Raw genomic sequence first — 26,065 nt, 5'->3', positions numbered from 1 at the left:
ATGAGGCGTTTTCGCCGCATCCGGCAACGTACTTACTCTACCGTTAAAATACGCGTGGTATTAGTAGAACCCACGGTACTCATCACGTCGCCCTGGGTGACAATCACCAGGTCACCAGACATCAAGTAACCTTTATCGCGCAGCAGATTAACCGCTTCGCTGGCAGCTGCTACGCCGTCATTAGCGCTATCAAAGTGCACCGGCGTAACGCCGCGATAGAGAGCAGTCAGGTTCAGCGTACGTTCATGGCGTGACATGGCGAAAATTGGCAGACCAGAGCTGATACGGGAGGTCATCAGCGCCGTACGACCCGATTCGGTCATGGTGATGATCGCCGTAACGCCTTTCAGGTGGTTAGCCGCGTACATTGCTGACATGGCAATAGCTTCTTCCACATTGTCGAACTGCACGTCCAGACGGTGTTTAGAAACGTTGATGCTCGGGATTTTTTCCGCACCCAGGCAAACGCGCGCCATGGCTGCAACAGTTTCTGAAGGATACTGACCAGCAGCAGTTTCTGCAGAAAGCATCACAGCGTCAGTACCATCCAGAACGGCGTTTGCTACGTCCATGACTTCTGCACGCGTCGGCATCGGGTTAGTAATCATTGACTCCATCATCTGGGTCGCCGTGATTACTGCGCGGTTAAGCTGACGCGCACGACGGATCAACGCTTTCTGAATGCCGACCAGTTCCGGATCGCCAATTTCCACACCAAGGTCGCCGCGTGCAACCATTACCACGTCAGAGGCGAGGATGATGTCATCCATTGCATCCTGGCTGCATACGGCTTCCGCACGTTCAACCTTGGCAACAATTTTCGCATCACATCCTGCATCGCGTGCCAGCCGACGGGCATAGTTCAGATCTTCGCCGCAGCGTGGGAAGGAGACAGCCAGGTAATCTACGCCAATTAACGCCGCAGTCTTAATGTCTGCTTTGTCTTTTTCGGTCAGCGCTTCAGCCGACAAACCGCCGCCAAGTTTGTTGATACCTTTATTGTTGGAGAGGGGACCACCGACGGTCACTTCGGTGAAAACTTTCATGCCCTGAACTTCCAGTACTTTTAACTGAACGCGACCATCGTCCAGCAGCAGGATGTCACCAGGCACAACGTCAGCAGGCAGGCCTTTGTAGTCGATACCGACTTTTTCTTTGTCGCCTTCACCTTTACCCAGGTTGGCGTCGAGCAGGAATTTATCCCCGATATTGAGGAAAACTTTGCCTTCTTTAAAGGTGGATACACGGATTTTGGGCCCCTGGAGGTCACCCAGAATAGCCACATGACGCCCCAGTTTTGCGGCAATTTCACGAACTTTATCCGCGCGCATTTTGTGATCTTCAGGCGAGCCGTGAGAAAAGTTCATACGTACAACGTTGGCACCCGCTGCGATAACTTTTTCAAGATTATTATCGCGATCTGTTGCTGGGCCTAACGTGGTAACGATTTTTGTTCTGCGAAGCCTTCTGGACATGTAATACTCCGTTGACTGAAACAACCAGGTGTTGCTTGAACATGAAATCCGAATGAAATAACGCCGCGATGGCTATAAATTAATCTCATTCGGATGTCGTATAAGATTAGGACAGTGACAGTCGTTTTTAGCGATCGTCACTTAAATTAAGTAACTGCTTATCAAAACGCGATTCCTTCAGCGCTTCCTTGACCCGCTTCAAGTTATCTCTGAATTTTGCACCGCGTCGCAAAGTAAATCCTGTCGCCAGCACATCTATCACGGTCAGCTGTGCAAGTCGAGAAACCATGGGCATATAAATGTCAGTATCTTCCGGTACGTCGAGGGTAATTGCTAGCGTGGCTTCCCGGGCGAGCGGGGTACCTGCAGAGGTGAGGGCAATCACCATGGCGTCGTTTTCGCGTGCCAGCTGCGCCAGCTCGACCAGATTTTTTGTTCTTCCCGTGTGAGAAATCAGCACCACCACGTCTCCGTCGCTACAATTCATACAACTCATGCGTTGCAGCACAATATCATCGGAGTACACCACCGGAACATTAAAACGAAAGAACTTATTCATCGCATCGTGGGCAACGGCGGCTGAAGAGCCTAATCCGAAAAAGGCGATTTTTTTTGCCTGAGTGAGCAAGTCGACGGCGCGGTTGATGGCAGATTTATCCAGTGAATGACGGACATGATCGAGCGTTGCCATTGCGGACTCAAATATTTTCCCCGTGTATGATTCAACGCTGTCATCTTCATTGACGTTGCGATTAACATAGGGAGTGCCATTCGCCAGACTTTGTGCCAGATGAAGTTTAAAATCAGGAAAACCGCGCGTGTCCATGCTGCGACAGAAACGATTCACCGTCGGTTCGCTAACATTGGCTTCCAGCGCCAGAGCAGCAATACTCGAATGGATCGCGTTATCGGGCGAAGCCAGAATGACCTCGGCAACTTTGCGCTCTGATTTGCTCAAATGTTCCAGCTGAGACTGGATTTTTTCCAGCATATTCATGATGTAAAGAGACTCACGGGTAATGACGATTTCCGCACTGAAAGAAATCGAAATGCAGTTTTGTCAGATATTACGCCTGTGTGCTGTGTTAATGACAAAAGCAGATAAAAAAGTTGTTATTTTTTTTCATAACATGATCAGTGTCAGATTTTTACCCAATGGAAAACGATGATTTTTTTATCAGTTTTGCCGCACTTTGCGCGCTTTTACCGTAATCGCACGGGTGGATAAGCGTTTACAGTTTTCGCAAGCTCGTAAAAGCAGTACAGTGCACCGTAAGAAAATTACAAGTATACCCTGGCTTAAGTACCGGGATAGTTAACTTAAGGAGAATGACATGGCGGTAACGCAAACAGCCCAGGCCTGTGACCTGGTCATTTTCGGCGCGAAAGGCGACCTTGCGCGTCGTAAATTGCTGCCTTCCCTGTATCAACTGGAAAAAGCCGGTCAGCTCAACCCGGACACCCGGATTATCGGCGTAGGGCGTGCTGACTGGGATAAAGCGGCTTATACCAAAGTTGTCCGCGAGGCGCTCGAAACTTTCATGAAAGAAACCATTGATGAAGGTTTATGGGACACCCTGAGTGCACGTCTGGATTTTTGTAATCTCGATGTCAATGACACTGCTGCATTCAGCCGTCTCGGCGCGATGCTGGATCAAAAAAATCGTATCACCATTAACTACTTTGCTATGCCGCCCAGCACTTTTGGCGCAATTTGCAAAGGGCTTGGTGAGGCAAAACTGAATGCTAAACCGGCACGCGTAGTCATGGAGAAACCGCTGGGGACGTCGCTGGCGACCTCGCAGGAAATCAATGATCAGGTTGGCGAATACTTCGAGGAGTGCCAGGTTTACCGTATCGACCACTATCTTGGTAAAGAAACGGTGCTGAACCTGTTGGCGCTGCGTTTTGCTAACTCCCTGTTTGTGAATAACTGGGACAATCGCACCATTGATCATGTTGAGATTACCGTGGCAGAAGAAGTGGGGATCGAAGGGCGCTGGGGCTATTTTGATAAAGCCGGTCAGATGCGCGACATGATCCAGAACCACCTGCTGCAAATTCTTTGCATGATTGCGATGTCTCCGCCGTCTGACCTGAGTGCAGACAGCATCCGCGATGAAAAAGTGAAAGTACTGAAGTCTCTGCGCCGCATTGACCGCTCCAACGTGCGCGAAAAAACCGTACGCGGGCAATATACTGCGGGCTTCGCCCAGGGCAAAAAAGTGCCGGGATATCTGGAAGAAGAGGGCGCGAACAAGAGCAGCAATACAGAAACCTTCGTGGCGATCCGCGTCGACATTGATAACTGGCGCTGGGCCGGTGTGCCATTCTACCTGCGTACTGGTAAACGTCTGCCGACCAAATGTTCTGAAGTCGTGGTCTATTTCAAAACACCTGAACTGAATCTGTTTAAAGAGTCGTGGCAGGATCTGCCGCAGAATAAACTGACTATCCGTCTGCAACCTGATGAAGGCGTGGATATCCAGGTACTGAATAAAGTTCCTGGCCTTGACCATAAACATAACCTGCAAATCACCAAGCTGGATCTGAGCTATTCAGAAACCTTTAATCAAACGCATCTGGCAGATGCCTATGAACGTCTGCTGCTGGAAACCATGCGTGGTATTCAGGCACTGTTCGTACGTCGCGATGAAGTGGAAGAAGCCTGGAAATGGGTAGACTCCATTACTGAGGCGTGGGCGATGGACAATGATGCGCCGAAACCGTATCAGGCCGGAACCTGGGGACCTGTTGCCTCAGTGGCGATGATTACCCGTGATGGTCGTTCCTGGAATGAGTTTGAGTAATATCTGCGCTCATCCTTTATGGTTATTTTACCGGTAACATGATCTTGCACAGATTGTAGAACAATTTTTACACTTTCAGGCCTCGTGCGGATTCACCCACGAGGCTTTTTTTATTACACTGACTGAAACGTTTTTGCCCTATGAGCTCCGGTTACAGGCGTTTCAGTCATAAATCCTCTGAATGAAACGCGTTGTGAATCATCCTGCTCTGACAACTCAATTTCAGGAGCCTTTATGAACCCACAATTGTTACGCGTAACAAATCGAATCATTGAACGTTCGCGCGAGACTCGCTCTGCTTATCTCGCCCGGATAGAACAAGCGAAAACTTCGACCGTTCATCGTTCGCAGTTGGCATGCGGTAACCTGGCACACGGTTTCGCTGCCTGCCAGCCAGAAGACAAAGCCTCTTTGAAAAGCATGTTGCGTAACAATATCGCCATCATCACCTCCTATAACGACATGCTCTCCGCGCACCAGCCTTATGAACACTATCCAGAAATCATTCGTAAAGCCCTGCATGAAGCAAATGCGGTTGGTCAGGTTGCAGGCGGTGTTCCGGCGATGTGTGATGGTGTCACCCAGGGGCAGGATGGAATGGAATTGTCGCTGTTAAGCCGCGAAGTGATTGCGATGTCTGCGGCGGTGGGGCTGTCCCATAACATGTTTGATGGTGCTCTGTTCCTCGGTGTGTGCGACAAGATTGTCCCGGGTCTGACGATGGCAGCCCTGTCGTTTGGGCATTTGCCTGCGGTGTTTGTGCCGTCTGGACCGATGGCAAGCGGTTTGCCAAATAAAGAAAAAGTGCGTATTCGCCAGCTTTATGCCGAAGGTAAAGTGGACCGCATGGCATTACTGGAGTCAGAAGCCGCGTCTTATCATGCGCCGGGAACATGTACTTTCTACGGTACTGCCAACACCAACCAGATGGTGGTGGAGTTTATGGGGATGCAGTTGCCAGGCTCTTCTTTTGTTCATCCGGATTCTCCGCTGCGCGATGCTTTGACCGCAGCCGCTGCGCGCCAGGTTACACGCATGACCGGTAATGGTAATGAATGGATGCCGATCGGTAAGATGATAGATGAGAAAGTGGTGGTGAACGGTATCGTTGCACTGCTGGCGACCGGTGGTTCCACTAACCACACCATGCACCTGGTGGCGATGGCACGCGCGGCCGGTATTCAGATTAACTGGGATGACTTTTCTGACCTTTCTGATGTTGTACCGCTGATGGCACGTCTCTACCCGAACGGTCCGGCCGATATTAACCACTTCCAGGCGGCAGGTGGCGTACCGGTTCTGGTGCGTGAACTGCTCAAAGCAGGCCTGCTGCATGAAGATGTCAATACGGTGGCAGGCTTTGGTCTGTCTCGTTATACCCTTGAACCATGGCTGAATAATGGTGAACTGGACTGGCGGGAAGGGGCGGAAAAATCACTCGACAGCAATGTGATCGCTTCCTTCGAACAACCTTTCTCTCATCATGGTGGGACAAAAGTGTTAAGCGGTAACCTGGGCCGTGCGGTTATGAAAACCTCTGCCGTGCCGGTAGAGAACCAGGTGATTGAAGCGCCAGCGGTTGTTTTTGAAAGCCAGCATGACGTTATGCCGGCCTTTGAAGCGGGTTTGCTGGACCGCGATTGTGTCGTTGTTGTCCGTCATCAGGGGCCAAAAGCGAACGGAATGCCAGAATTACATAAACTCATGCCGCCACTTGGTGTATTATTGGACCGGTGTTTCAAAATTGCGTTAGTTACTGATGGACGACTCTCCGGCGCTTCAGGTAAAGTGCCGTCAGCTATCCACGTAACACCAGAAGCCTACGATGGCGGGCTGCTGGCAAAAGTGCGCGACGGGGACATCATTCGTGTGAATGGACAGACAGGCGAACTGACGCTGCTGGTAGACGAAGCGGAACTGGCTGCTCGCGAACCACACATTCCTGACCTGAGCGCGTCACGCGTGGGAACAGGACGTGAATTATTCAGCGCCTTGCGTGAAAAACTGTCCGGTGCCGAACAGGGCGCAACCTGTATCACTTTTTAAGACGACAAATTTGTAATCAGGCGAGAGAAAACTCTGATGAAAAACTGGAAAACAAGTGCAGAATCAATCCTGACCACCGGCCCGGTTGTACCGGTTATCGTGGTAAAAAAACTGGAACACGCGGTGCCGATGGCAAAAGCGTTGGTTGCTGGTGGGGTGCGCGTTCTGGAAGTGACTCTGCGTACCGAGTGTGCAGTTGACGCTATCCGTGCTATCGCCAAAGAAGTGCCTGAAGCGATTGTGGGTGCCGGTACGGTGCTGAATCCACAGCAGCTGGCAGAAGTCACCGAAGCGGGTGCACAGTTCGCAATTAGCCCGGGTCTGACCGAGCCGCTGCTGAAGGCTGCTACCGAAGGGACTATTCCTCTGATTCCGGGGATCAGCACTGTTTCCGAACTGATGCTGGGTATGGACTACGGTTTGAAAGAGTTCAAATTCTTCCCGGCTGAAGCTAACGGCGGTGTGAAAGCCCTGCAGGCGATCGCGGGTCCGTTCTCCCAGGTCCGTTTCTGCCCGACGGGTGGTATTTCTCCGGCTAACTACCGTGACTACCTGGCGCTGAAAAGCGTGCTGTGCATCGGTGGTTCCTGGCTGGTTCCGGCAGATGCGCTGGAAGCGGGCGATTACGACCGCATTACTAAGCTGGCGCGTGAAGCTGTAGAAGGCGCTAAGCTGTAAAAGTCAAAATGCCCGATCGAGGATCGGGCATTTTTGTAGCGTTTTTCGCCGGGGTTAAGCTTGTACTTTTATCTGTGCTGCGGCGTGCTTTGCGCGCTCAATCGCTTCATCAACACTCTCTGCAGTAGCCAGTGCCACCCCCAGACGACGGCTGCCATCAATTTCCGGCTTACCAAATAAACGAATCTGTAGGCCTGCGCCTACGGCATTCTGCACATTATCAAACGTGACATTCTGACTGGTCAGTTGTGGCAGGATAACGGCAGAAGCTGCAGGACCATACTGACGGATCCCGCCAACCGGAAGTCCGAGGAAGGCACGTACATGCAGGGCAAACTCTGAGAGATCCTGAGAAATTAACGTCACCATCCCGGTATCATGTGGACGAGGGGAGACCTCACTGAAAATCACCTCATCACCACAGACAAACAGCTCGACACCAAACAGACCATAACCGCCCAGTGCCAGCACCACTTTACGGGCAATCTCTTGCGCACGTTCAAGGGCAAGCTGGCTCATTTGCTGTGGTTGCCAGGATTCACGGTAGTCGCCATCTTCCTGGCGATGACCTACTGGTGCACAGAAATGGACGCCATCCACCGCGCTGACGGTTAGCAGGGTAATTTCGAAGTCAAACTTAACGACGCCTTCAACAATTACGCGGCCCGCTCCGGCGCGACCGCCTTGCTGAGCGTACTCCCATGCATGAGCAAGTTGCTCTGCAGAACGAATAAACGTCTGCCCCTTGCCGGAGGAACTCATCACCGGTTTAACAATGCAGGGATAGCCGATGTCAGCAACCGCCTTGCGGAAAAGGTTTTCGTTATCGGCAAAACGATAAGTGGAAGTGGGCAGCTGCAGCTCTTCTGCCGCCAGGCGACGGATACCCTCGCGATTCATCGTTAATTTCGTTGCGCGCGCGCAGGGGACAACATTCAGTCCTTCCTCTTCAAGTTGGATCAGCATATCGGTGGCAATAGCTTCGATCTCCGGCACGATATAATGTGGTTTTTCCAGTTCAACCACACGGCGTAATGCATCACCATCAAGCATATTAATGACATGGGAGCGATGCGCGACATGCATGGCTGGTGCGTCGGCATAGCGATCAACGGCAATCACTTCTACGCCGAGACGCTGACACTCGATTGCCACTTCTTTACCCAGTTCACCGGAGCCTAATAACATCACGCGAGTTGCTGCCGGACGCAGCGCAGTGCCTAATAACGTCATAACGAATATCCCCTGATTAATTCCGCGCGCAGTATAAACGAAAACGTTTGCGCGTGTCTTTATTGCTGATGTTGATTTCCCAACCGAAAAGAAATATACTGTATAAAATCACAGTTATTATGAGAGGCTGCAAATGGCGGTTGAAGTTAAATACGTAGTCATTCGTGAGGGCGAAGAGAAAATGTCGTTTACCAGCAAAAAGGAAGCCGATGCTTATGACAAAATGCTTGATACGGCGGATCTGCTTGACACCTGGCTGACAAATTCTCCAGTGCAAATGGAAGACGAGCAACGTGAAGCCCTTTCGCTATGGCTGGCAGAACAAAAAGATGTGCTGAGCACCATTCTGAAAACCGGCAAATTACCGTCCCCACAGGTCGTCGGTGCTGAATCCGAAGAGGAAGATGCCTCACACGCGGCCTGAAGCAACTTGCGCTCCTGACAATTTGTACCATGCTTTCTCCTGAATCATTGTGCTATGGAGAAAAACATGAAAAAAAGAGGGGCGTTTTTAGGGCTGTTGTTGGTTTCTGCTTGCGCATCAGTTTTCGCTGCCAATAATGAAACCAGCAAGTCGGTCACTTTCCCAAAGTGTGAAGGTCTGGATGCTGCCGGAATTGCCGCGAGCGTAAAACGTGATTATCAACAAAATCGCGTGGCGCGCTGGGCAGATGATCAAAAAATTGTCGGTCAGGCCGATCCTGTGGCATGGGTCAGTTTGCAGGACATTCAGGGTAAAGATGATAAATGGTCAGTACCGCTAACCGTACGTGGTAAAAGTGCCGATATTCATTACCAGGTCAGCGTGGACTGCAAAGCGGGAATGGCGGAATATCAGCGGCGTTAATGGCCTCTGATAATTCGATTGACCGTCGGCGGATGCGGCGCGAATGCCTTGTCCGCCCCACAACGCACCACAATCGTAGGCCTGAGAAGACGCAACAGCGTCGCATCGGGCAATCAGCATCAAACAATGCCACTCAAAACGTCAAATTACTTTCACCTAAAATACCCTTATCACCTGATATACAGTGAATACCTTACCTGGCGCGAATTTCTTTGAATAACGGCCTGCCGGCCCGCTTATTTGCGCATCTTTTGTCTCGATATACATTTTCTGACATCCTCATCCGCTATGCTACAGGCACTAAAAATGGTTATTGAGGAGCAAATATGGCTAACTGGTTAAATCAGCTGCAATCCTTGCTTGGGCAAAGCAGTTCTTCTGCCTCCTCGTCTGCGGATCAGGGATTGGGCAAACTTTTAGTGCCAGGCGCATTAGGCGGACTGGCTGGGCTGCTGGTCGCAAATAAATCAGCACGTAAACTTCTTACGAAATATGGCACCAACGCGTTACTGGTTGGCGGCGGAGCGGTCGCGGGTACGGTGCTGTGGAATAAATACAAAGATAAAATTCGCGCGGCGCATCAGGACGAACCGCAGTTTGGCGCGCAAAGTACGCCGCTGGATGAGCGTACGGAACGTTTGATCCTTGCGCTGGTCTTTGCCGCTAAAAGTGATGGTCATATTGATGCCAGAGAACGTGCGGCAATCGACCAGCAATTGCGTGAAGCCGGCGTGGAAGAGCAGGGGCGTGTACTCATTGAGCAGGCAATCGAACAACCGCTGGATCCACAACGCCTGGCTACCGGGGTCCGCAATGAAGAAGAGGCGCTGGAAATCTATTTCCTGAGCTGCGCGGCTATTGATATTGACCATTTTATGGAACGCAGTTACCTGAATGCACTGGGTGACGCGCTGAAAATCCCCCAGGACGTTCGTGAAGGCATTGAACGCGATCTCGAACAACAAAAACGCACTTTGGCGGAATAATTCCGCTCTCAGGATAGCCTGAAGTTGACTATTTCGGGCTATCCAGAACCGCACAGCCATTTGAACAGGCTGATTTTCTCTGTCTGCATAACATTCGATATCCGCGCCATTACCTGTCATCATGTGACTGCTCCCCGCCCTGTCGGGCGAGGCTTCCCACTTCTTAAGCCGCAACCGTCTGTGTGACGGATTTATGCTGGCCTCCATGGGCAGAAACGACGAGTCCCGCCGCTTGTAATTCCAGTATGCCCTTGCGTTTGATGTTGAGCGCCGCGTTGATATCGCGGTCATGTTCAACTCCACACTCTGGACACTGCCAGATGCGCTTATGTAATGGCATCTCCGACATTTTGTGACCGCAGCAGTGGCAGGTTTTCGAACTGGCGAACCATTGATCCAGTTTCACCAGATGCACACCTTTCTCTGTTGCTTTGTATTCCAGTTTTGTGATGAATCCAGACCATCCAGCATCGCCTATCGCACGAGCCAGATGGTGATTTTTCATCATATTTGCCGTTTTCAATGTCTCGACAATTACCGCTTGGTTTTCGTCAACAATTGCGCGAGATAACTTGTGCTGGAAATCGGCACGGGCACTGGCTACCCGTTCGTGAACGGCTGCAAGTTGTATTCTGGCTTTGCGCCTGTTTGCGTTCCCTTTTTTCTTACGGGACAGTGCTTTCTGCTTCCGGCGAAGGTTGCGACTTGCATTGATTAGGTGGCGGGGACTGGCAATTTTATTGCCGTCCGATTTGATGACAAAATGCGCCAGCCCCATATCCAGCCCTGTCACATTTGATATCAGTGCAGGCTTTGCCGGCGCTTCCATCCCGTCGTCACAAAGTAACGACGCGTAGTATTTCCCGGTTGCGCTGCGGCTCAACGTGATACTTTTCAGCATTCCCGTAATTTCACGATGTAAACGCGCTTCAATCGGCAAGATTTTCGGTATTTTTATCGCACCATCAAGGACTTTTATGCCAACACAATGATAGCTCGATTGTCTGCCGTGTTTACTTTTAAAGGTAGGTTTACCTGCTTTCAGTTTCGGATTGAAAAAGTTAGAAAAAGCCACGTCGAGGTTAATTACCGCCTGCTGCAACGCAATAGAATCATATTCTTTAAGCCATCCATACCGGCGGGATTTCTTCGCCACTGCAAGCAGTGGTTTGAGGTCTTTACGCGGGTTTAAATTTACGCGGTGCCGCTGGTAAGAATGTTTCTTGATATGCAGAGCTTTGTTGTACGCAAAACGCACTGCACCGAACTGGGCGTTGATAAATTCAGCCTGTTCTGGTGTCGGGTAGATGCGTACTTTTGTTGCTCTTAACATAATCAGCGCTCATTGATATAATGCTTTTATTTTAACACTTTAGGTAAATATATCAATTGAGTAATCATGATGATTTACTGGCGGGATTTCTCCGCAAACGACACAGTGTCAGTAAGCTGGTTGTGCACCTTATTTTTACGACAAAGTATCGACGCAAACTATTCGACAGTCAGATGATCGCTCAGTTGCGTGAGGCTTTTGGCTCCGCTGCGGCAAAGCTTGAATGCGAAATTATTGAGATGGACGGGGAGCCAGACCATGTACACCTGCTGGTTGCCTACCCGCCAAAACTGGCGGTCAGTGTGATGGTCAATAATTTAAAATCGGTATCATCACGTTTGCTACGCCAGCAGAACGCGCATTTACGTATGCAGAGTAAAACGGGGCTTTTGTGGTCGAGATCGTACTTTGTCTGTAGCACCGGAGAGGCAACGATTGAAACGCTCAGAGCCTACGTTCAGAGTCAGTCAACACCTGATTGATCTTTAAAGCCCTGCGGGCTTTTCGCCTTATATCCCCGCCCGCATTGGGCGAGGGTTTACGGCGTTTTTCGCTAAGCAATGACTACCCTGTTTCGCTTGCATCTCCGGTGAGTTTTGCCACCCTTATAAGATGTTTCAACCAGAAAGAACAATAACATGCTACCAAAAGCCGCCCGCATTCCCCACGCCATGACGCTTCATGGCGATACGCGCATCGATAATTACTACTGGCTGCGGGACGATACGCGTTCTCAGCCGGAAGTCCTGGACTACCTGCAGCAAGAAAATAGTTACGGTCATCGGGTGATGGCCTCGCAACAAGCCTTGCAGGATCGCATCTTAAAGGAAATCATCGACCGCATTCCGCAAAGAGAAGTTTCTGCTCCCTACATCAAAAATGGCTACCGCTATCGGCATATTTATGAACCAGGCTGTGAATATGCTGTCTACCAGCGTCAATCGGCATTCAGCGAAGAGTGGGATGAGTGGGAAACATTGCTCGATGCCAACAAGCGCGCAGCTCATAGTGAGTTTTATTCGATGGGCGGAATGGCGATTACGCCCGATAACACCATTATGGCGCTGGCAGAAGATTTTCTTTCCCGACGCCAGTACGGCATTCGTTTTCGTAATCTGGAAACAGGTAACTGGTACCCGGAACTGCTGGATAACGTTGAACCCAGCTTTGTCTGGGCAAATGACTCCTGGACTTTCTACTATGTACGCAAGCATCCAGTTACGCTGCTGCCTTATCAGGTCTGGCGTCACGCCATCGGTACGCCAGCATCGCAAGATAAACTGATCTACGAAGAAAAAGACGATACCTATTACGTCAGCCTGCATAAAACGACCTCGAAACATTATGTAGTCATTCATCTGGCCAGCGCCACCACCAGTGAAGTTCGCCTGCTGGACGCGGAAATGGCCGATGCCGAGCCGTTTGTTTTTCTGCCGCGCCGCAAAGATCACGAATACAGCCTTGATCACTACCAGCATCGGTTTTATTTGCGTTCCAACCGCCACGGCAAAAACTTTGGCTTATACCGTACCCGTATGCGTGATGAGCAACAGTGGGAAGAGTTAATTCCGCCACGCGATAACATTATGCTGGAAGGGTTTACGCTGTTTACCGACTGGCTGGTGGTTGAAGAGCGTCAGCGCGGGTTAACCAGTTTGCGCCAAATCAACCGCAAGACCCGGGAAGTCATTGGCATTGCCTTTGATGATCCGGCCTATGTGACCTGGATTGCCTACAATCCAGAACCTGAAACCGCGCGATTGCGTTATGGTTATTCTTCCATGACCACACCAGACACTCTGTTTGAACTGGATATGGATACCGGTGAGCGTCGTGTATTAAAACAAACGGAAGTTCCTGGTTTTGATGCGGCGAATTACCGCAGTGAACACCTGTGGATAGTCGCCCGTGATGGCGTCGAAGTTCCGGTTTCGCTGGTCTACCATCGCAAACATTTTCGCAAAGGACACAACCCGCTACTGGTGTATGGCTACGGTTCTTACGGCGCAAGTATTGATGCCGATTTCAGTTTTAGCCGCTTGAGTTTGTTGGATCGTGGCTTTGTCTACGCCATTGTCCATGTTCGCGGCGGCGGTGAACTGGGGCAACAATGGTACGAAGACGGTAAGTTTCTGAAGAAGAAAAATACGTTTAATGATTATCTTGATGCCTGCGATGCATTGTTAAAGCTGGGCTATGGCTCTCCTTCGCTTTGTTATGCGATGGGCGGGAGTGCGGGGGGCATGTTGATGGGTGTTGCAATTAATCAACGCCCGGAATTATTCCATGGCGTTATCGCCCAGGTACCGTTTGTTGATGTTGTAACAACGATGCTTGATGAATCAATTCCTCTTACCACTGGTGAGTTTGAAGAGTGGGGGAATCCGCAGGATCCGCAATATTACGAGTACATGAAAAGCTACAGCCCGTATGACAACGTCACCGCACAGGCTTATCCGCATTTACTGGTAACGACCGGTTTACACGATTCTCAGGTGCAATATTGGGAACCGGCAAAATGGGTGGCTAAATTGCGCGAGCTGAAAACCGATAACCATCTTTTATTGCTCTGTACCGACATGGACTCAGGCCATGGCGGTAAATCTGGCCGCTTTAAATCGTACGAAGGCGTAGCGATGGAATATGCTTTTCTGGTCGCGCTGGCGCAGGGAACATTACCCGCTACCCCTGAGGATTAAGTATTTTCCAGATAATGTTTCAGTGTTAAACGCAGCTCCGGGCTCATGCTGTCCAGGTTATTAAATAACCAGCGCAGATAGCCCGGATCGCGTTCGGCAACGTCGGAAACCGCTTTGCCACGGTATTTGCCAAAGGTGAAGGTCGTCATCAACGACGGACGTCCGGTGATATCGGCCATCTGTTCTGCCGTCCAGCCGGAGGTGTTCATAATATCGATAAGCAACGCGGCGGTGATATAACAGTCATACAACGCGCGGTGATGATGCAGGCCCGGCGGCGTCTGTACATTGAGCTTCCGTGTTTTATATAACGCCATATTGCTGTACTTGATCCCTAGCCACAAACGACGGGCCAGTTTCATAGTGCAAATCCACTCACCGGGCATCTCAGGCAGTACGCGGCGGTCAAAGCTGGCGTTGTGCGCGACATACCATTCACTACCGTAATAGTGCGGGATCACATCTTCAATCCACGGTTTATCGGCGACCATGGCTTCGGTGATGCGATGAATCGCCATCGCCTGTGGACTAATAGGACGATCGGGGCGCACCAGGTGGCTCATGGGGTTGACGATTTTTCCGTCAATGACATCAACAGAGGCAATCTCAACGATCCCTCCCTGCAAACCGCAGGTTTCTGTATCGATAATGCGCAACATGGCATGCTCCAGGCCGAAAAAGCCTAGCGTAATGGAATGATATCGCCTTGCCAACCCTGTGATGAACGCTGACCGACTAACAATAATGAACCACGATCGGCGCGAACGATGAGACGACCATGTTCATCCCATAGTGCACTGTTACCACGGGCATTTGCCATCAGCACAGCAATCGAGTACTGATGTGAAAAAAATTGTAAGCGACGGGCCGACGCCAGCAGGTCGGGTTCTCCCAGACATTGCCCTGTCGTAAACAGTGAACAGGTCGGGTCCATATCCATACCTTCCGGTTGTTCATCGACCACCGTGATGGTTCTGGAACGACGGCCCAGACATGCACCATGACTCTGATGGTAGATCCCTGGTGTTTTTCGCCACGGTGCGAACACCGCAATTCCACGAATAAAGCGATCGTTATATTCAACGGGAAGGCCGGCAATGATGGTCATTCGCCAGGTCGTTGCAGCATAACAAAGCGGGTCTAACAGCGAGAGATCGGGTGGGGCAGGAAGGGCACGTCGCGAATAATCACACCCCAGTAAAGAAAGCGATGGAAAAACTAACAGCTGACATTGTTGCCTGGCGGCGGCCCTCACAAACTCCAGATGATGAGCTACCTGTTCGGTCAGTGAGGTCTTACGAGGCTCATATTGCGCTGCTGCAACTTTCCAGAACGACATAATGACTTCCTTTTCAAAATGACTGCAAATTATGGGTGCGGTTTAGAAAATACTCATAATTTAGCAGGCGTTATGTAAGAAAGTGTAACTCTGTATAAGTTTTATTTAAGTTTGGGCTCGTAAGGTAAACGTGACAGATTGACCGAAGCCAAACGGTGGGCGATAAGCCGCTCGCGAAACCAGCTGCGCAAATGTTCAGGCTGTTCACGTTCAACCGCTTCAGCGATCACCGGCATATTGTAGCGTTCTTTAAATGCCACCCCGGCCGCCGCCAAATCGACATTCACTTTATCCATTTCTGTTTGATCCAGTTTAGCCAGATTCTTCAGCATTCTTAATCTCCTCATCATTCGCGGGCAAAAGTTACTAAGAGTGAGCCTGGATGGCAAGCCGGAATTGATGATCCTCGACTCAGACATTAGACAAGGTTATGCTCTGTAAAAAAGTTATTACAAAAAGGAATAGATAATATGACTTCAACTGCACGCACCCTTCGCTACGCGCTGGCAATCCTGACCACTTCGTTGGTGACACCTTCCGTCTGGGCACATGCGCATTTAACGCATCAGTATCCTGCGGCAAACGCGCAAGTGACAGCTGCCCCGCAGGCAATTACTTTAAACTTCTCGGAAGGCGTTGAAACAGGATTCAGTGGTGCAAAAATCACGGGGCCAAAAAACGAAAATATTAAAACATTACCGGCGAAGCGGAATGAGCAGGACCAAAAGCAACTGATTGTTCCACTGGCCGATTCGCTGAAACCCGGAACCTACACCGTTGACTGGCATGTTGTTTCGGTGGACGGGCATAAAACGAAAGGACACTACACCTTTAGCGTGAAATAAATCATGCTGGCGTTTACCTGGATCGCGCTGCGATTTATCCATTTCACCTCGCTGATGCTGGTCTTTGGCTTCGCAATGTACGGTGCCTGGCTGGCTCCCTTAACGATTCGTCGCTTGCTGACGAAGCGTTTTCTGCGTTTACAACAGCACGCTGCCGTCTGGAGTTTGATCAGTGCCACTGCAATGCTCGCCGTTCAGGGCGGGTTGATGGGAACGGGATGGACAGATGTATTTTCGCCAAACATTTGGCAGGCTGTTTTGCAAACGCAGTTTGGTGGCGTCTGGTTATGGCAAATTGTTCTCGCCCTCGTAACGTTGATCGTCGCCCTTATGCAACCGCGGAATATGCCACGTTTGCTGTTTATGCTCACTACCGCGCAATTTATTCTGCTGGCGGGAGTCGGGCATGCGACGCTGAATGAAGGGGTAACGGCGAAAATCCATCAGACTAATCACGCGATTCACCTGATCTGTGCGGCGGCGTGGTTTGGGGGATTACTGCCGGTGCTCTGGTGTATGCAACTCATCAAAGGCCGTTGGCGACACCAGGCTATTCAGGCGCTGATGCGTTTTTCCTGGTGCGGGCATTTTGCGGTGATCGGCGTACTGGCAAGCGGCGTGCTTAATGCATTGTTGATTACCGGATTTCCCCCCACGCTTACGACTTACTGGGGCCAACTCTTATTGCTCAAAGCCATCCTGGTGATGATTATGGTGGTCATTGCGCTGGCTAATCGTTATGTTCTTGTACCGCGCATGAGGCAGGATGAAGATCGTGCGGCACCCTGGTTTGTGTGGATGACTAAACTCGAATGGGCGATAGGTGCGGTAGTGCTGGTGATCATCAGCCTGCTTGCGACTCTCGAACCTTTTTGATGGATTACGAAAATGATGAAAAAAAGTATTCTGGCGTTTCTGTTACTCACCAGTTCTGCAGCGGCGCTGGCGGCACCGCAGGTGATTACCGTCAGCCGTTTTGAAGTGGGTAAAGACAAATGGGCGTTTAATCGCGAAGAGGTGATGCTGACTTGCCGACCGGGTAATGCTTTGTATGTCATCAACCCAAGTACCCTCGTGCAGTATCCTTTAAACGATATCGCACAAAAGGAAGTTACCAGTGGGAAGACTAAAGCCCAGCCCATTTCGGTGATTCAGATTGATGATCCTAACAATCGCGGCGAAAAAATGAGTCTGGCACCGTTTATAGAACGAGCTGAAAAACTCTGTTAATTACCTAAAATAACCTTTTGATTTCCAATAAAAAAACCGCCTCAGTTCTTTCACCAGAACGGGCGGTTTTTAACATTTAAGCTGATGACCACCGCGCTTTTTATTGACCATTTTGCACGCAAACTGGAAAACCTGGCGTCGTCATCTATTCTTAAAGGGCAAGGCAACTAAGCCTGCATTAATGCCAACTTTTAGCGCACGGCTCTCTCCCAAGAGCCATTTCCCTGGACCGAATACAGGAATCGTGTTCGGTCTCTTTTTATCTGTTAAAAGCCAGAAGCATTCCCTTCGCTGACTTTATAGTCAACCATAACACACACTCTACTGTCTGAGTCCAGCGTTTTTTAACATTCTTGTTAAGATTATGTGATCTTTAGCGCGGGAGGAAAATATTGATGAAACAGCCTGCGCCCGTTTATCAGAGAATTGCGGGTCATCAATGGCGACATATCTGGCTTTCAGGCGATATACACGGTTGTCTTGAGCAGTTGCGCCGCAAATTATGGCATTGTGGTTTTGATCCGTGGCGAGATTTACTTATCTCAGTGGGAGACGTTATCGATCGTGGGCCGCAAAGTTTACGTTGCCTGCAGTTACTGGAACAACATTGGGTTCGTGCGGTAAGAGGCAATCATGAACAGATGGCGATGGATGCGCTGGCATCCCAGCAGATGTCTTTATGGTTGATGAATGGCGGCGACTGGTTTATTGCGCTGGCAGATAATCAACAGAAACAAGCGAAAACGGCGCTGGAAAAATGTCAGCATTTGCCCTTTATTCTTGAAGTACACAGCCGCACCGGCAAACATGTTATTGCTCATGCCGATTATCCAGATGATGTTTATGAATGGCAAAAGGACGTTGATTTGCATCAGGTCTTGTGGAGCCGCTCGCGATTAGGTGAACGCCAAAAAGGGCAGGGAATTACAGGTGCTGATCATTTCTGGTTTGGTCATACACCGTTGCGCCATCGCGTGGATATTGGCAACCTGCATTATATTGATACCGGTGCTGTCTTTGGGGGCGAACTGACTCTTGTGCAATTGCAATAATTAAAAATCACCGTACTCCTGTGCAGGTCGCCAGAAACCATCTATAAAATCCTCGATTGGAAAACAACCGCCATGGCGGATCCGTTGATCGCTCATAGAATAAAGACACTGCTGTTCCGTGTTGTAGACATCCACAACAATATCTTCACAACCGCCATCCAGGTAGCAAACAAAAAGTACCAGCGCGAACATTTCATCCCCGAAGTGTGGTGCCGTACCGTTAAGTTTAGGAGAGATTTTACAACGGGGGAATAACCAGGACAAATAACCCGCCATGCCGACGGGTTCTTTTTGGATTAGGCAAGACGCATAATCCAGGCATCAGATTGTTGATCGTAACGGGTACGGTAAAGGACAGAGTGTTCGCCATTTAGCAGGGCAGGGATACTGGTTTCAGCATCCCAGGCATCCAGTTGCATACATAAATCGGGGTCAGATTTACAAGGAATGGTTAACGTTCGATCACCCGGCGATTCACCGTGTAATTCGCCGTCGTCGATTTCAAAAGCGCCTATGCGCACACTGGTTTTCATCTTCGTGCTCTCCATTTAGCTGCCGATTATGGTACGACCAGTCCGATCGCACCATTTTTCAGCCTAGTTGAGGCAGCCGAATGTGCCAGTCAAAAAGTGCGCTTTTTTTGTGCGCTGTCAGGCGTTACCGGTAAAAAGTTTCCCATCGCGCACCAGTTCACGCGGATAGCTGTTTTTCAGTCGCGAACCAATCCGTTTGGCTAAACCAATCGGTTGATGCTGGAAAGTAACCAATACATCATCCGCCACTGGCGCGGCTTGCGGGTAAACATCGCGCCCGCGATACCACTCCTCCGCTTCCTGCGGCGTCAGCTCGAATGCATTCATATTATCGGGTGAGGCAAGAGCAATAACCGCTTCATGCTGCCAGCGATAACCTTTGTTGTGCGTCTCGGCAAGTTTAATCCCCAACCGAGAAAATCGGACTTTACCGATCAGGGCTTCAATGCCCACCGGGAACAACCACAGTTCTTTGTCACGCTGCCAGAGGCGCAGGTTTTCATCCCAGTTTAAGCCAACACCTGCAGCCGCCTGACGAATTTGTCCAGCTTCGCGATCTTTCACCGGGCTGAACGGGAAATTGCCCACTTTGTATTTTGGGGCGGGTAAGGCGGGAATCGCCTGAGTTTTACGCAGACGAGCAACGAAGAAGCCTTCGCAGTCGTAAATTTGTGGGAAAACATGCAAAAAGCCTTCCTCGGTCAGCGCCTTGTTTGCACCAGGGAAGAGATCGCCAAGCGGTAAAAACTCTACTGCGTCGGGGTAAGTCTCTTTCAGCCACCGGCAAACGGCTTCGTTTTCTTCCTGGTTTAAGGTACAGGTCGAGTAAACCAGCGTACCGCCAGGGCATAATGCATGAAAGGCGCTGTCGATCAGTTCCCGTTGGGTAGCTGCGATTTCCTGATTGCTTTCTGGTGACCAGTTTTTTAGCGCATCGGGATCTTTACGCACCACGCCTTCGCCGGAGCAGGGAGCGTCCAGCAAAATGGCATCGAACATTTCTGGCAACGCCGCACCAAACACGCGGCCATCAAAATGTGTGAGCGCAACATTACGGATGCCACAGCGGCTGATATTGGCATGTAACACTTTTACCCGACTGGCGGAAAACTCATTGGCAAGGATCGCCCCTTCGTTATTCATCCGCGCGGCAATTTGCGTCGTTTTGGAGCCGGGCGCGGCAGCGACATCCATCACCCGCTGTGGTGCATTACCGTCAGCAAACAAGGCGGCGACGGGCAACATTGAACTGGCTTCCTGAATATAAAACAGGCCACTTAAATGCTCGGCGGTACTACCCAACGGCAATGCATCTTCATCGTCGCGTTCAATCCAGAAACCTTCTTCACACCACGGAATTGGCGTAAGCGTCCAGCCATAAGAAGCGGTTAATTGCAGGAAATCAGCAACAGAGATTTTCAGCGTATTAACGCGAATGCTGCGGCGCAACGGGCGCTGACAGGCGGCAAGAAAATCATCAAATGAGAGCGTCGAAGGCATAGCTTCGCGCATTTGTGTCAGAAAGGCGTCCGGGAAATAAACGGTGTGTTGGGCCACGAGCATGTACCACTGGCAAAAAAACAGGCGCGCAGTTTAGCATAAACGCTCCGGCGCAGGCACGCCGGAGCAGTGGGCATTATTTGGGAAGCGCAGTTCCCCATTCACGCCACTCTTTCGGTTCACTTTCCTGCAACAGGAAGTGCTTGCCTTCCTGGGCTTTCGGTGCCAGCGGCGTACCCGGAGGCGTAGCGAAGGCGATGCCGCCACGGATAAACTGGTTAAAGGTGCCGGTTTTCACGACGCCGCCCGTCAGACCAAAGTCCAGACTGTAACCCGATGCCAACCAGAAGACGGAATTGTTACGCACCAGGTGTTGATAGCGTTTACTGATGCGCATCGCAATCATCACGCGATCTGACAATGTCCCCAGCGTCATTCCGGTAACCGTACCGACTTCCAGACCACGGAATAGCACAGGCGTACCGATGCCTAACGAACCGGCTTCCGGCGCTTCAACAATAATGCTTAAGCCATCCAGGTAACGCGAATCAGTTATGGTGGCCTCTTGTAATTCAAAGTCGCGGCGAGGGTTGCCCCGTCCTGGTTCGACGTTGATATACGGCTGGAGGATAGTATCAAGATGCTCAACGCCAGCTGCCGAAATTTGCGGTGTGACAACTGAGAAGCGCGTACCACCGCGAGCAAAGGTCTGGACATATTCCGGATAGAGCACCGCCTTTGCCTGTACTTCATTGCGCGCGGTAATCAGATCCAGCGTCTGGATTTGCCCGATATCAATACCGAGATAGCGAATTGGCATCCCGACCGCCAGTTTTCCGGCATCGAAAGCGTGAAGCGTAATCTGCCCGCCAACCGCACGGGCTGCTGTTTCGGAAGCATACAGAATACGCTTGTCGCCTTTACGCTGACTGGCGCTGGCACCGCTGAGGTTATCGAAGCTAATAGCCCCCTTTAATGCTCTGGAGAGCGGGGATGCCTGTACAGTCAGACCACTACCATTCAGCTGAACTTTCGCCCCACCTTCTGCCCAGAACACGCTGTTGCTGGTCAGAAGGTTGCGATACTCCGGCTTAATATGCAGATCGATATCAAACGCGTTAGCTCGCGGACGCACGGTAATAACTTCACCAACTTCAAATTTACGGTACAGCACTACCGATCCTGCCTGCACATCCGGCAGCGTCTCTGCACTCAAACTCACGGTTGTGGTGGGTAAATCGCTAAGGCTGTTCTCCAGCGCTTTTTCCAGATTGGCATACAGTGGATAGCTGGCTTTCATCTCGCCTTTATCGCCTGGCAGAATACGTATCCCGCCGTTAATCCATTCTGAGGCGCTGGCACCGAGAAACTCAACGCCATCCAGCCCCACCTTCACGTCGACACGGCTGTTGACGACAAATTTGCTATCGCCTTTTACCAGTTCGCGATGCTGAGGCTCGATGGCGACGGTAAAGGTGACGCCTTTGCTGGTGAGTTTACGATCAATAACCTGGCCTACCTGCACGCCGTGAAGAATGAGCGGCTGACCAGCATCAATACCGTAACTTTCCGGCGCGGTCAGGGTCAGTGTCAGAACATCCGGCTCTTGCAGTAGGGCTTTTTCGCCTGGCACAACAACGAACTCTTTGCGTGGCTCGCCATCGCCGGGCACCAACTCGAAGGTTTTGCCGGTCAGCAGGGCGCTGAGATTGGCATCGCTAAGGGATAATTTCGGATTACGTAATTCGATGCGGGTATTTTCACGAAGCAGGGTGACGACGCTGGGATCAACGGTCATTTCCCCAGTGACTTTACCACCAGGATTTAAATCCAGTTTAGTCAGCTGTCCGACTTCCAGCCCCTGATACATTAACGGCGTCGAGTCGGCGGTTAATCCGGCCCCACTCGGCAGTTCCAGTTTGATTATTACGCCACGCTGGCTATGGGCCAGGTCTTCATACAGACCAAAGGTATCTTCCGCCTCGGCAGGTTTCGACTCTTCAGGTGAATCGAAGGCAATCGCACCGTTAACCAGTGCCGCCAGGCTTTCCAGTTTCACCTTCGCGCCACTGATACTGACGTTGGCATCAACGCCGGAAACGTTCCAGAAACGGCTACCTTTTTTCACCAGATCGGTAAAACGCCGCTCGATCAGGACATCAATCACCACGCCTTGCTTGTTGGGATTGATGGCATAGTCGTAGACTTTTCCGACCGGGATCTTGCGGAAATAGACCAATGAACCGCTGTTCAGCGAACCGAGATCGGGGGCTTGCAGGTGGATCATCAGATCGCCATTGTCCAGCCGATATTTCGGTTGGGTATCGAGTGCGACAAAGTGATCCTGCTCTTTACCTTTACCTGGCATCATGCCGATATAGTTACCACCGACGAGGGCGTCCAGCCCGGAGACACCTGCCAGCGAGGCCTTTGGCGTCACCAGCCAGAACTGTGTCTCTTCGCGCAGCGCATCTTTCATATCGGACTTGATGCTGACCTTGACTTCAATCTTACGAAGATCGTCGCTCAGGCTGATATCCTGCACAGTTCCGACTTCAACGCCCTGATAACGAACAGGCGTACGGCCTGGAACAATACCATCCGCCGACATAAAGTCGATGGTGACGGTATTACCCCGGTCCTGATAACTATCCCAAATCAGCCAACCGGCAATCATTAGCGCGATGAATGGCAGCAGCCAGAAAGGTGAGATACGGCGTTTATTTTTAATCTGCGCTTCAGTCGTCGAAGCGGGCGTTTCCTGACTCATGTGCATCCCAAAGTAAGCGGCTGTCCAGCCATTCCACAGCAAGAATAGTCAAAATTACCGCTGCGCCGAAATAAAACGCAGCCGGTCCCATAGTAAAAGCGAGGATCTGATCGCGATTAATCAGCGACATGGTTAAAGATATGACAAACAGGTCGAGCATCGACCAGCGACCAATCCAGGTCACCATCCGCAGTAACAGAATGCGTGTGCGTAAACCTTGCTGGCATTTAAAATGAATACTCAACAGTAAAGTGAACATGACGATCACTTTAGTAAACGGTACCAGAATACTGGCGATAAACACGATTCCGGCGACCGCAATGTTGCTACTTGCCAGCGACATAATCCCGGAAAGAATTGTATCTTCCTGCCGGCCACCATTCAGATAAATGATAGAAATAGGCAACAGGTTGGCAGGTAACAACAAAACGATTGACGCTAACAGCGCCGCCCAGCATTTTTGCAGACTATGACGGCGACGCAGGCGTAGCGGGATATGGCAACGCGGGCAGCGACCACGCTGATCAGGATAGCCGGTAAAATGGCACCCAAGACAGACACGGAGTTTCTCGTCTCTACGCGTAGCGGGGCGCTGTGGATAAAATCGCTCCCACAGTTCTTCGACATTGAGATGTGACAACGTCACCGTCGTTAAAATCACCAACGCCACAAAAGAGAACAAGCCGACACCCGCCTGGATATGGGCATAATCCTGTACCTTTATAGAAGCAACGCCAATGCCGACCAGGTAGATATCCAGCATTACCCACTCTTTAAGTCGTTCAAGCATCAGCAGTACCGGACGTAAATTCATTCCCAGTCGGTTACCAAACCATAAATAAGCTATGGAGGTCACCAGAATGAGGGGGGCACCGATAACGCAGAAAAAGACCATCGACCCCGTTATCGCATCGCCCTGTTTGGTCATTTGCCAGATGCCTTGCATAACGTTGGCGTCAATACGAATGCCTAACAGCCAGATATGCAACAGCGGTTCGCCCCAGGCAAACGGCATAAGCAACAGCATGGTGAAGGCCATTGCCGCCAGGCGCGTTAGCGACCAGTCGCGCCCGTCACGAATTTTTGCCTGACAGCGCGGACAATAGGCACTTTGATGAGAATTTATCTCGGGCAGGCTAAACAGCATGTCACATTGCGGGCAACGTTGGTAATCACCACGCGGCAGTTCCTCACCGATAGCCCTCACTGTTATCTTTTTTGTCGGCGTAATTTGTGGTGTGTTAAGAGCCATGACGTGCCAAATGTAATAAGAATTAACATTAATCTTAACCCATGATGGGAATGATCTTGAGCATTAACGCATTTAATGCTTATTTTAATAGGCTGGCAGTTCCAGGTAAGACAACCAAGTGATTATATAATGAACAAAATAGAATTTTACGCGGATTTAAATCGCGACTTTAACGCGCTGATGGCAGGAGAAACCAGTTTTCTGGCAACGCTTGCGAACACCAGTGCGTTGTTATATGAGCGTCTCACTGACGTAAACTGGGCAGGTTTTTATTTGCTTGAGGACGATACACTGGTGCTCGGACCATTTCAGGGCAAAATTGCCTGTGTCCGGATACCCGTCGGGCGCGGGGTGTGCGGCACTGCGGTTGCCCGCAATCAAGTGCAGCGTATCGAGGATGTTCACGCGTTTGACGGGCATATTGCCTGTGATGCGGCGAGTAATTCTGAAATTGTTCTGCCGCTGGTGGTGAAAAATCAGATTATTGGTGTTCTCGACATCGATAGTACCGTCTTCGGTCGCTTTACAGACGAGGACGAGCAAGGCTTACGTCAGCTTGTGGCACAGCTTGAAAAAGTGCTTGCAACGACGGATTACAAAAAATTCTTTGCGAGCGTCGCAGGATAATCAACGGATAACGTAGCATTTACTGGTAGCGTCATTATAATGACGCCTGTTCATGCCTGCGCTTGTTGGCTACGTCCGTTGTAATCAGGAAATTTCATGGAAAATCAACCTAAGTTGAATAGCAGTAAAGAAGTAATCGCGTTTCTGGCCGAACGTTTTCCCCACTGTTTCAGTGCGGAAGGTGAAGCGCGTCCGCTGAAAATCGGTATTTTTCAGGATTTGGTCGATCGTGTTGCCGGGGAAATGAACCTGAGCAAAACGCAATTGCGATCCGCTTTACGTCTCTACACTTCGAGCTGGCGTTATCTTTACGGTGTTAAACCCGGCGCAACGCGTGTCGATCTTGACGGCAACCCATGCGGTGAGCTGGACGAGCAACATGTAGAGCATGCTCGCAAGCAGCTTGAAGAAGCGAAAGCGCGTGTTCAGGCACAGCGTGCTGAGCAGCAAGCGAAAAAACGCGAAGCTGCCGCAGCTGCTGGTGAGAAAGAAGACGCACCGCGCCGCGAACGCAAGCCACGTCCGACCACGCCACGCCGCAAAGAAGGCGCTGAACGTAAACCTCGTGCGCAAAAGCCGGTAGAGAAAGCGCCAAAAACAGTAAAAGCACCTCGCGAAGAACAGCACACCCCGGTTTCTGACATTTCAGCTCTGACTGTCGGACAAGCCCTGAAGGTGAAAGCGGGTCAAAACGCGATGGATGCCACCGTATTAGAAATCACCAAAGACGGCGTCCGCGTCCAGCTGAATTCGGGTATGTCTTTGATTGTGCGCGCAGAACACCTGGTGTTCTGAAACGGAGGCCGGGCC

The 26,065-nt window shown here is 50.7% G+C and carries 26 protein-coding genes; 14 read left to right on the top strand and 12 right to left on the bottom strand.

The annotated features are described in order from the left end of the window. Positions 1-32 precede the first annotated feature (32 nt). Positions 33-1,475 carry a pyruvate kinase gene (gene pyk, locus G434_RS19825; RefSeq protein ID WP_000091148.1) on the bottom strand — a complete coding sequence of 481 codons (1,443 nt, stop codon included), beginning with the start codon at positions 1,473-1,475 and terminating at the stop codon, positions 33-35. A 127-nt stretch (positions 1,476-1,602) separates the two neighbouring features. Next, the gene (hexR, locus tag G434_RS19830; RefSeq protein ID WP_001056694.1) at positions 1,603-2,472 is read right to left on the bottom strand and encodes a DNA-binding transcriptional regulator HexR; all 870 of its coding nucleotides are present in this window, start codon (positions 2,470-2,472) and stop codon (positions 1,603-1,605) included. Between the two features lie 337 nt (positions 2,473-2,809). Here hexR and zwf point away from each other — a divergent pair, with 337 nt between their 5' ends. The 3 genes from zwf (at position 2,810) to kdgA (ending at position 7,009) form a co-directional block, all read left to right on the top strand. Next, a complete protein-coding gene (gene zwf, locus G434_RS19840) occupies positions 2,810-4,285 on the top strand; it encodes a glucose-6-phosphate dehydrogenase (RefSeq protein ID WP_000301727.1) in 1,476 nt (491 codons plus the stop codon). A gap of 234 nt (positions 4,286-4,519) precedes the next feature. Then, positions 4,520-6,331, top strand: coding sequence for a phosphogluconate dehydratase (gene edd, locus G434_RS19845; protein WP_001069467.1), 1,812 nt, complete (start codon positions 4,520-4,522; stop codon positions 6,329-6,331). Between the two features lie 36 nt (positions 6,332-6,367). Beyond that, positions 6,368-7,009, top strand: coding sequence for a bifunctional 4-hydroxy-2-oxoglutarate aldolase/2-dehydro-3-deoxy-phosphogluconate aldolase (gene kdgA, locus G434_RS19850; RefSeq protein ID WP_000800512.1), 642 nt, complete (start codon positions 6,368-6,370; stop codon positions 7,007-7,009). Positions 7,010-7,063: 54 nt separating this feature from the next. Here kdgA and purT read toward each other — a convergent pair whose 3' ends face one another. Continuing rightward, positions 7,064-8,242 (bottom strand): formate-dependent phosphoribosylglycinamide formyltransferase, encoded by a 1,179-nt coding sequence (purT, locus tag G434_RS19855; protein WP_000173461.1) that lies wholly within the window; start codon positions 8,240-8,242, stop codon positions 7,064-7,066. 133 nt (positions 8,243-8,375) lie between these two features. Here purT and yebG point away from each other — a divergent pair, with 133 nt between their 5' ends. The 3 genes from yebG to G434_RS19875 all read left to right on the top strand — a co-directional run bounded on the left by yebG (position 8,376) and on the right by G434_RS19875 (position 10,075). After that, positions 8,376-8,666, top strand: a complete 291-nt coding sequence (yebG, locus tag G434_RS19860) for a DNA damage-inducible protein YebG (protein ID WP_000257738.1) — start codon at positions 8,376-8,378, stop codon at positions 8,664-8,666. A gap of 66 nt (positions 8,667-8,732) precedes the next feature. After that, positions 8,733-9,089 (top strand): protein YebF, encoded by a 357-nt coding sequence (gene yebF / locus G434_RS19865; RefSeq protein ID WP_001295500.1) that lies wholly within the window; start codon positions 8,733-8,735, stop codon positions 9,087-9,089. Positions 9,090-9,415: 326 nt separating this feature from the next. Then, on the top strand, positions 9,416-10,075 hold the full coding sequence (locus G434_RS19875) for a tellurite resistance TerB family protein (RefSeq protein ID WP_000024735.1): 660 nt from the start codon (positions 9,416-9,418) through the stop codon (positions 10,073-10,075). A 163-nt stretch (positions 10,076-10,238) separates the two neighbouring features. Here G434_RS19875 and G434_RS19880 read toward each other — a convergent pair whose 3' ends face one another. Continuing rightward, positions 10,239-11,408, bottom strand: a complete 1,170-nt coding sequence (locus tag G434_RS19880) for an RNA-guided endonuclease InsQ/TnpB family protein (protein ID WP_000942660.1) — start codon at positions 11,406-11,408, stop codon at positions 10,239-10,241. 56 nt (positions 11,409-11,464) lie between these two features. Between G434_RS19880 and tnpA the strand changes: the two genes are divergently transcribed. Together tnpA and ptrB are read left to right on the top strand one after the other, a co-directional pair. Then, complete coding sequence (gene tnpA / locus G434_RS19885; RefSeq protein WP_000064873.1) at positions 11,465-11,890, top strand: IS200/IS605-like element ISEc46 family transposase; 426 nt, start codon at positions 11,465-11,467, stop codon at positions 11,888-11,890. A 156-nt stretch (positions 11,891-12,046) separates the two neighbouring features. Then, a complete protein-coding gene (gene ptrB, locus G434_RS19890) occupies positions 12,047-14,107 on the top strand; it encodes an oligopeptidase B (RefSeq protein WP_000936971.1) in 2,061 nt (686 codons plus the stop codon). Here ptrB and exoX read toward each other — a convergent pair. From exoX to holE, 3 genes are all read right to left on the bottom strand, one after another. Beyond that, positions 14,104-14,766 carry an exodeoxyribonuclease X gene (gene exoX / locus G434_RS19895; RefSeq protein ID WP_016239019.1) on the bottom strand — a complete coding sequence of 221 codons (663 nt, stop codon included), beginning with the start codon at positions 14,764-14,766 and terminating at the stop codon, positions 14,104-14,106. The two genes, ptrB and exoX, sit on opposite strands and share 4 nt — an antisense overlap. A 23-nt stretch (positions 14,767-14,789) precedes the next feature. Then, positions 14,790-15,446, bottom strand: coding sequence for a carbon-nitrogen hydrolase family protein YobB (gene yobB / locus G434_RS19900; RefSeq protein WP_000011651.1), 657 nt, complete (start codon positions 15,444-15,446; stop codon positions 14,790-14,792). Between the two features lie 101 nt (positions 15,447-15,547). Continuing rightward, on the bottom strand, positions 15,548-15,778 hold the full coding sequence (gene holE / locus G434_RS19905; RefSeq protein WP_000916763.1) for a DNA polymerase III subunit theta: 231 nt from the start codon (positions 15,776-15,778) through the stop codon (positions 15,548-15,550). Positions 15,779-15,916: 138 nt separating this feature from the next. Between holE and yobA the strand changes: the two genes are divergently transcribed. The 4 genes from yobA to pphA all read left to right on the top strand — a co-directional run bounded on the left by yobA (position 15,917) and on the right by pphA (position 18,573). After that, the gene (yobA, locus tag G434_RS19910; protein ID WP_000204705.1) at positions 15,917-16,291 is read left to right on the top strand and encodes a CopC domain-containing protein YobA; all 375 of its coding nucleotides are present in this window, start codon (positions 15,917-15,919) and stop codon (positions 16,289-16,291) included. 3 nt (positions 16,292-16,294) lie between these two features. Then, positions 16,295-17,167 carry a copper homeostasis membrane protein CopD gene (copD, locus tag G434_RS19915; RefSeq protein ID WP_000879330.1) on the top strand — a complete coding sequence of 291 codons (873 nt, stop codon included), beginning with the start codon at positions 16,295-16,297 and terminating at the stop codon, positions 17,165-17,167. A 12-nt stretch (positions 17,168-17,179) separates the two neighbouring features. Beyond that, positions 17,180-17,521 carry a YebY family protein gene (locus G434_RS19920; RefSeq protein ID WP_000976481.1) on the top strand — a complete coding sequence of 114 codons (342 nt, stop codon included), beginning with the start codon at positions 17,180-17,182 and terminating at the stop codon, positions 17,519-17,521. Between the two features lie 395 nt (positions 17,522-17,916). Next, positions 17,917-18,573: a protein-serine/threonine phosphatase gene (gene pphA, locus G434_RS19925; protein WP_000812712.1), complete on the top strand. Its 657-nt coding sequence runs from the start codon at positions 17,917-17,919 to the stop codon at positions 18,571-18,573. Here the strand turns inward: pphA and G434_RS0124875 are convergent, their stop codons facing one another. The 5 genes from G434_RS0124875 to yebS form a co-directional block, all read right to left on the bottom strand. Next, entirely contained in the window at positions 18,574-18,765 is a 192-nt protein-coding gene (locus G434_RS0124875) for a YdfD/YebW family protein (protein WP_001296140.1), read from the bottom strand. It abuts the gene before it with no gap. Positions 18,766-18,869: 104 nt separating this feature from the next. Then, positions 18,870-19,106, bottom strand: coding sequence for a YebV family protein (locus G434_RS19930; protein WP_001295499.1), 237 nt, complete (start codon positions 19,104-19,106; stop codon positions 18,870-18,872). A 117-nt stretch (positions 19,107-19,223) separates the two neighbouring features. Continuing rightward, on the bottom strand, positions 19,224-20,663 hold the full coding sequence (gene rsmF, locus G434_RS19935; RefSeq protein ID WP_001309555.1) for a 16S rRNA (cytosine(1407)-C(5))-methyltransferase RsmF: 1,440 nt from the start codon (positions 20,661-20,663) through the stop codon (positions 19,224-19,226). A 79-nt stretch (positions 20,664-20,742) separates the two neighbouring features. Beyond that, a complete protein-coding gene (gene yebT / locus G434_RS19940; protein ID WP_001306757.1) occupies positions 20,743-23,376 on the bottom strand; it encodes a lipid-binding membrane homeostasis protein YebT in 2,634 nt (877 codons plus the stop codon). Next, the gene (yebS, locus tag G434_RS19945; RefSeq protein ID WP_001207282.1) at positions 23,345-24,628 is read right to left on the bottom strand and encodes a membrane integrity lipid transport subunit YebS; all 1,284 of its coding nucleotides are present in this window, start codon (positions 24,626-24,628) and stop codon (positions 23,345-23,347) included. The genes yebT and yebS overlap by 32 nt, the downstream gene beginning before the upstream one ends. Before the next feature lie 129 nt (positions 24,629-24,757). On the opposite strand from yebS, the gene msrC reads away from it, so the two are divergent. After that, the gene (gene msrC, locus G434_RS19950; protein WP_001033105.1) at positions 24,758-25,255 is read left to right on the top strand and encodes an L-methionine (R)-S-oxide reductase; all 498 of its coding nucleotides are present in this window, start codon (positions 24,758-24,760) and stop codon (positions 25,253-25,255) included. Between the two features lie 96 nt (positions 25,256-25,351). Beyond that, positions 25,352-26,050 (top strand): RNA chaperone ProQ, encoded by a 699-nt coding sequence (gene proQ / locus G434_RS19955; protein WP_000431370.1) that lies wholly within the window; start codon positions 25,352-25,354, stop codon positions 26,048-26,050. Positions 26,051-26,065 lie beyond the last annotated feature (15 nt).

Source organism: Escherichia sp. KTE172 (assembly GCF_000408845.1).
Lineage (GTDB): Bacteria > Pseudomonadota > Gammaproteobacteria > Enterobacterales > Enterobacteriaceae > Escherichia > Escherichia coli.
This window is presented reverse-complemented; position numbering and strand designations above follow the sequence as displayed.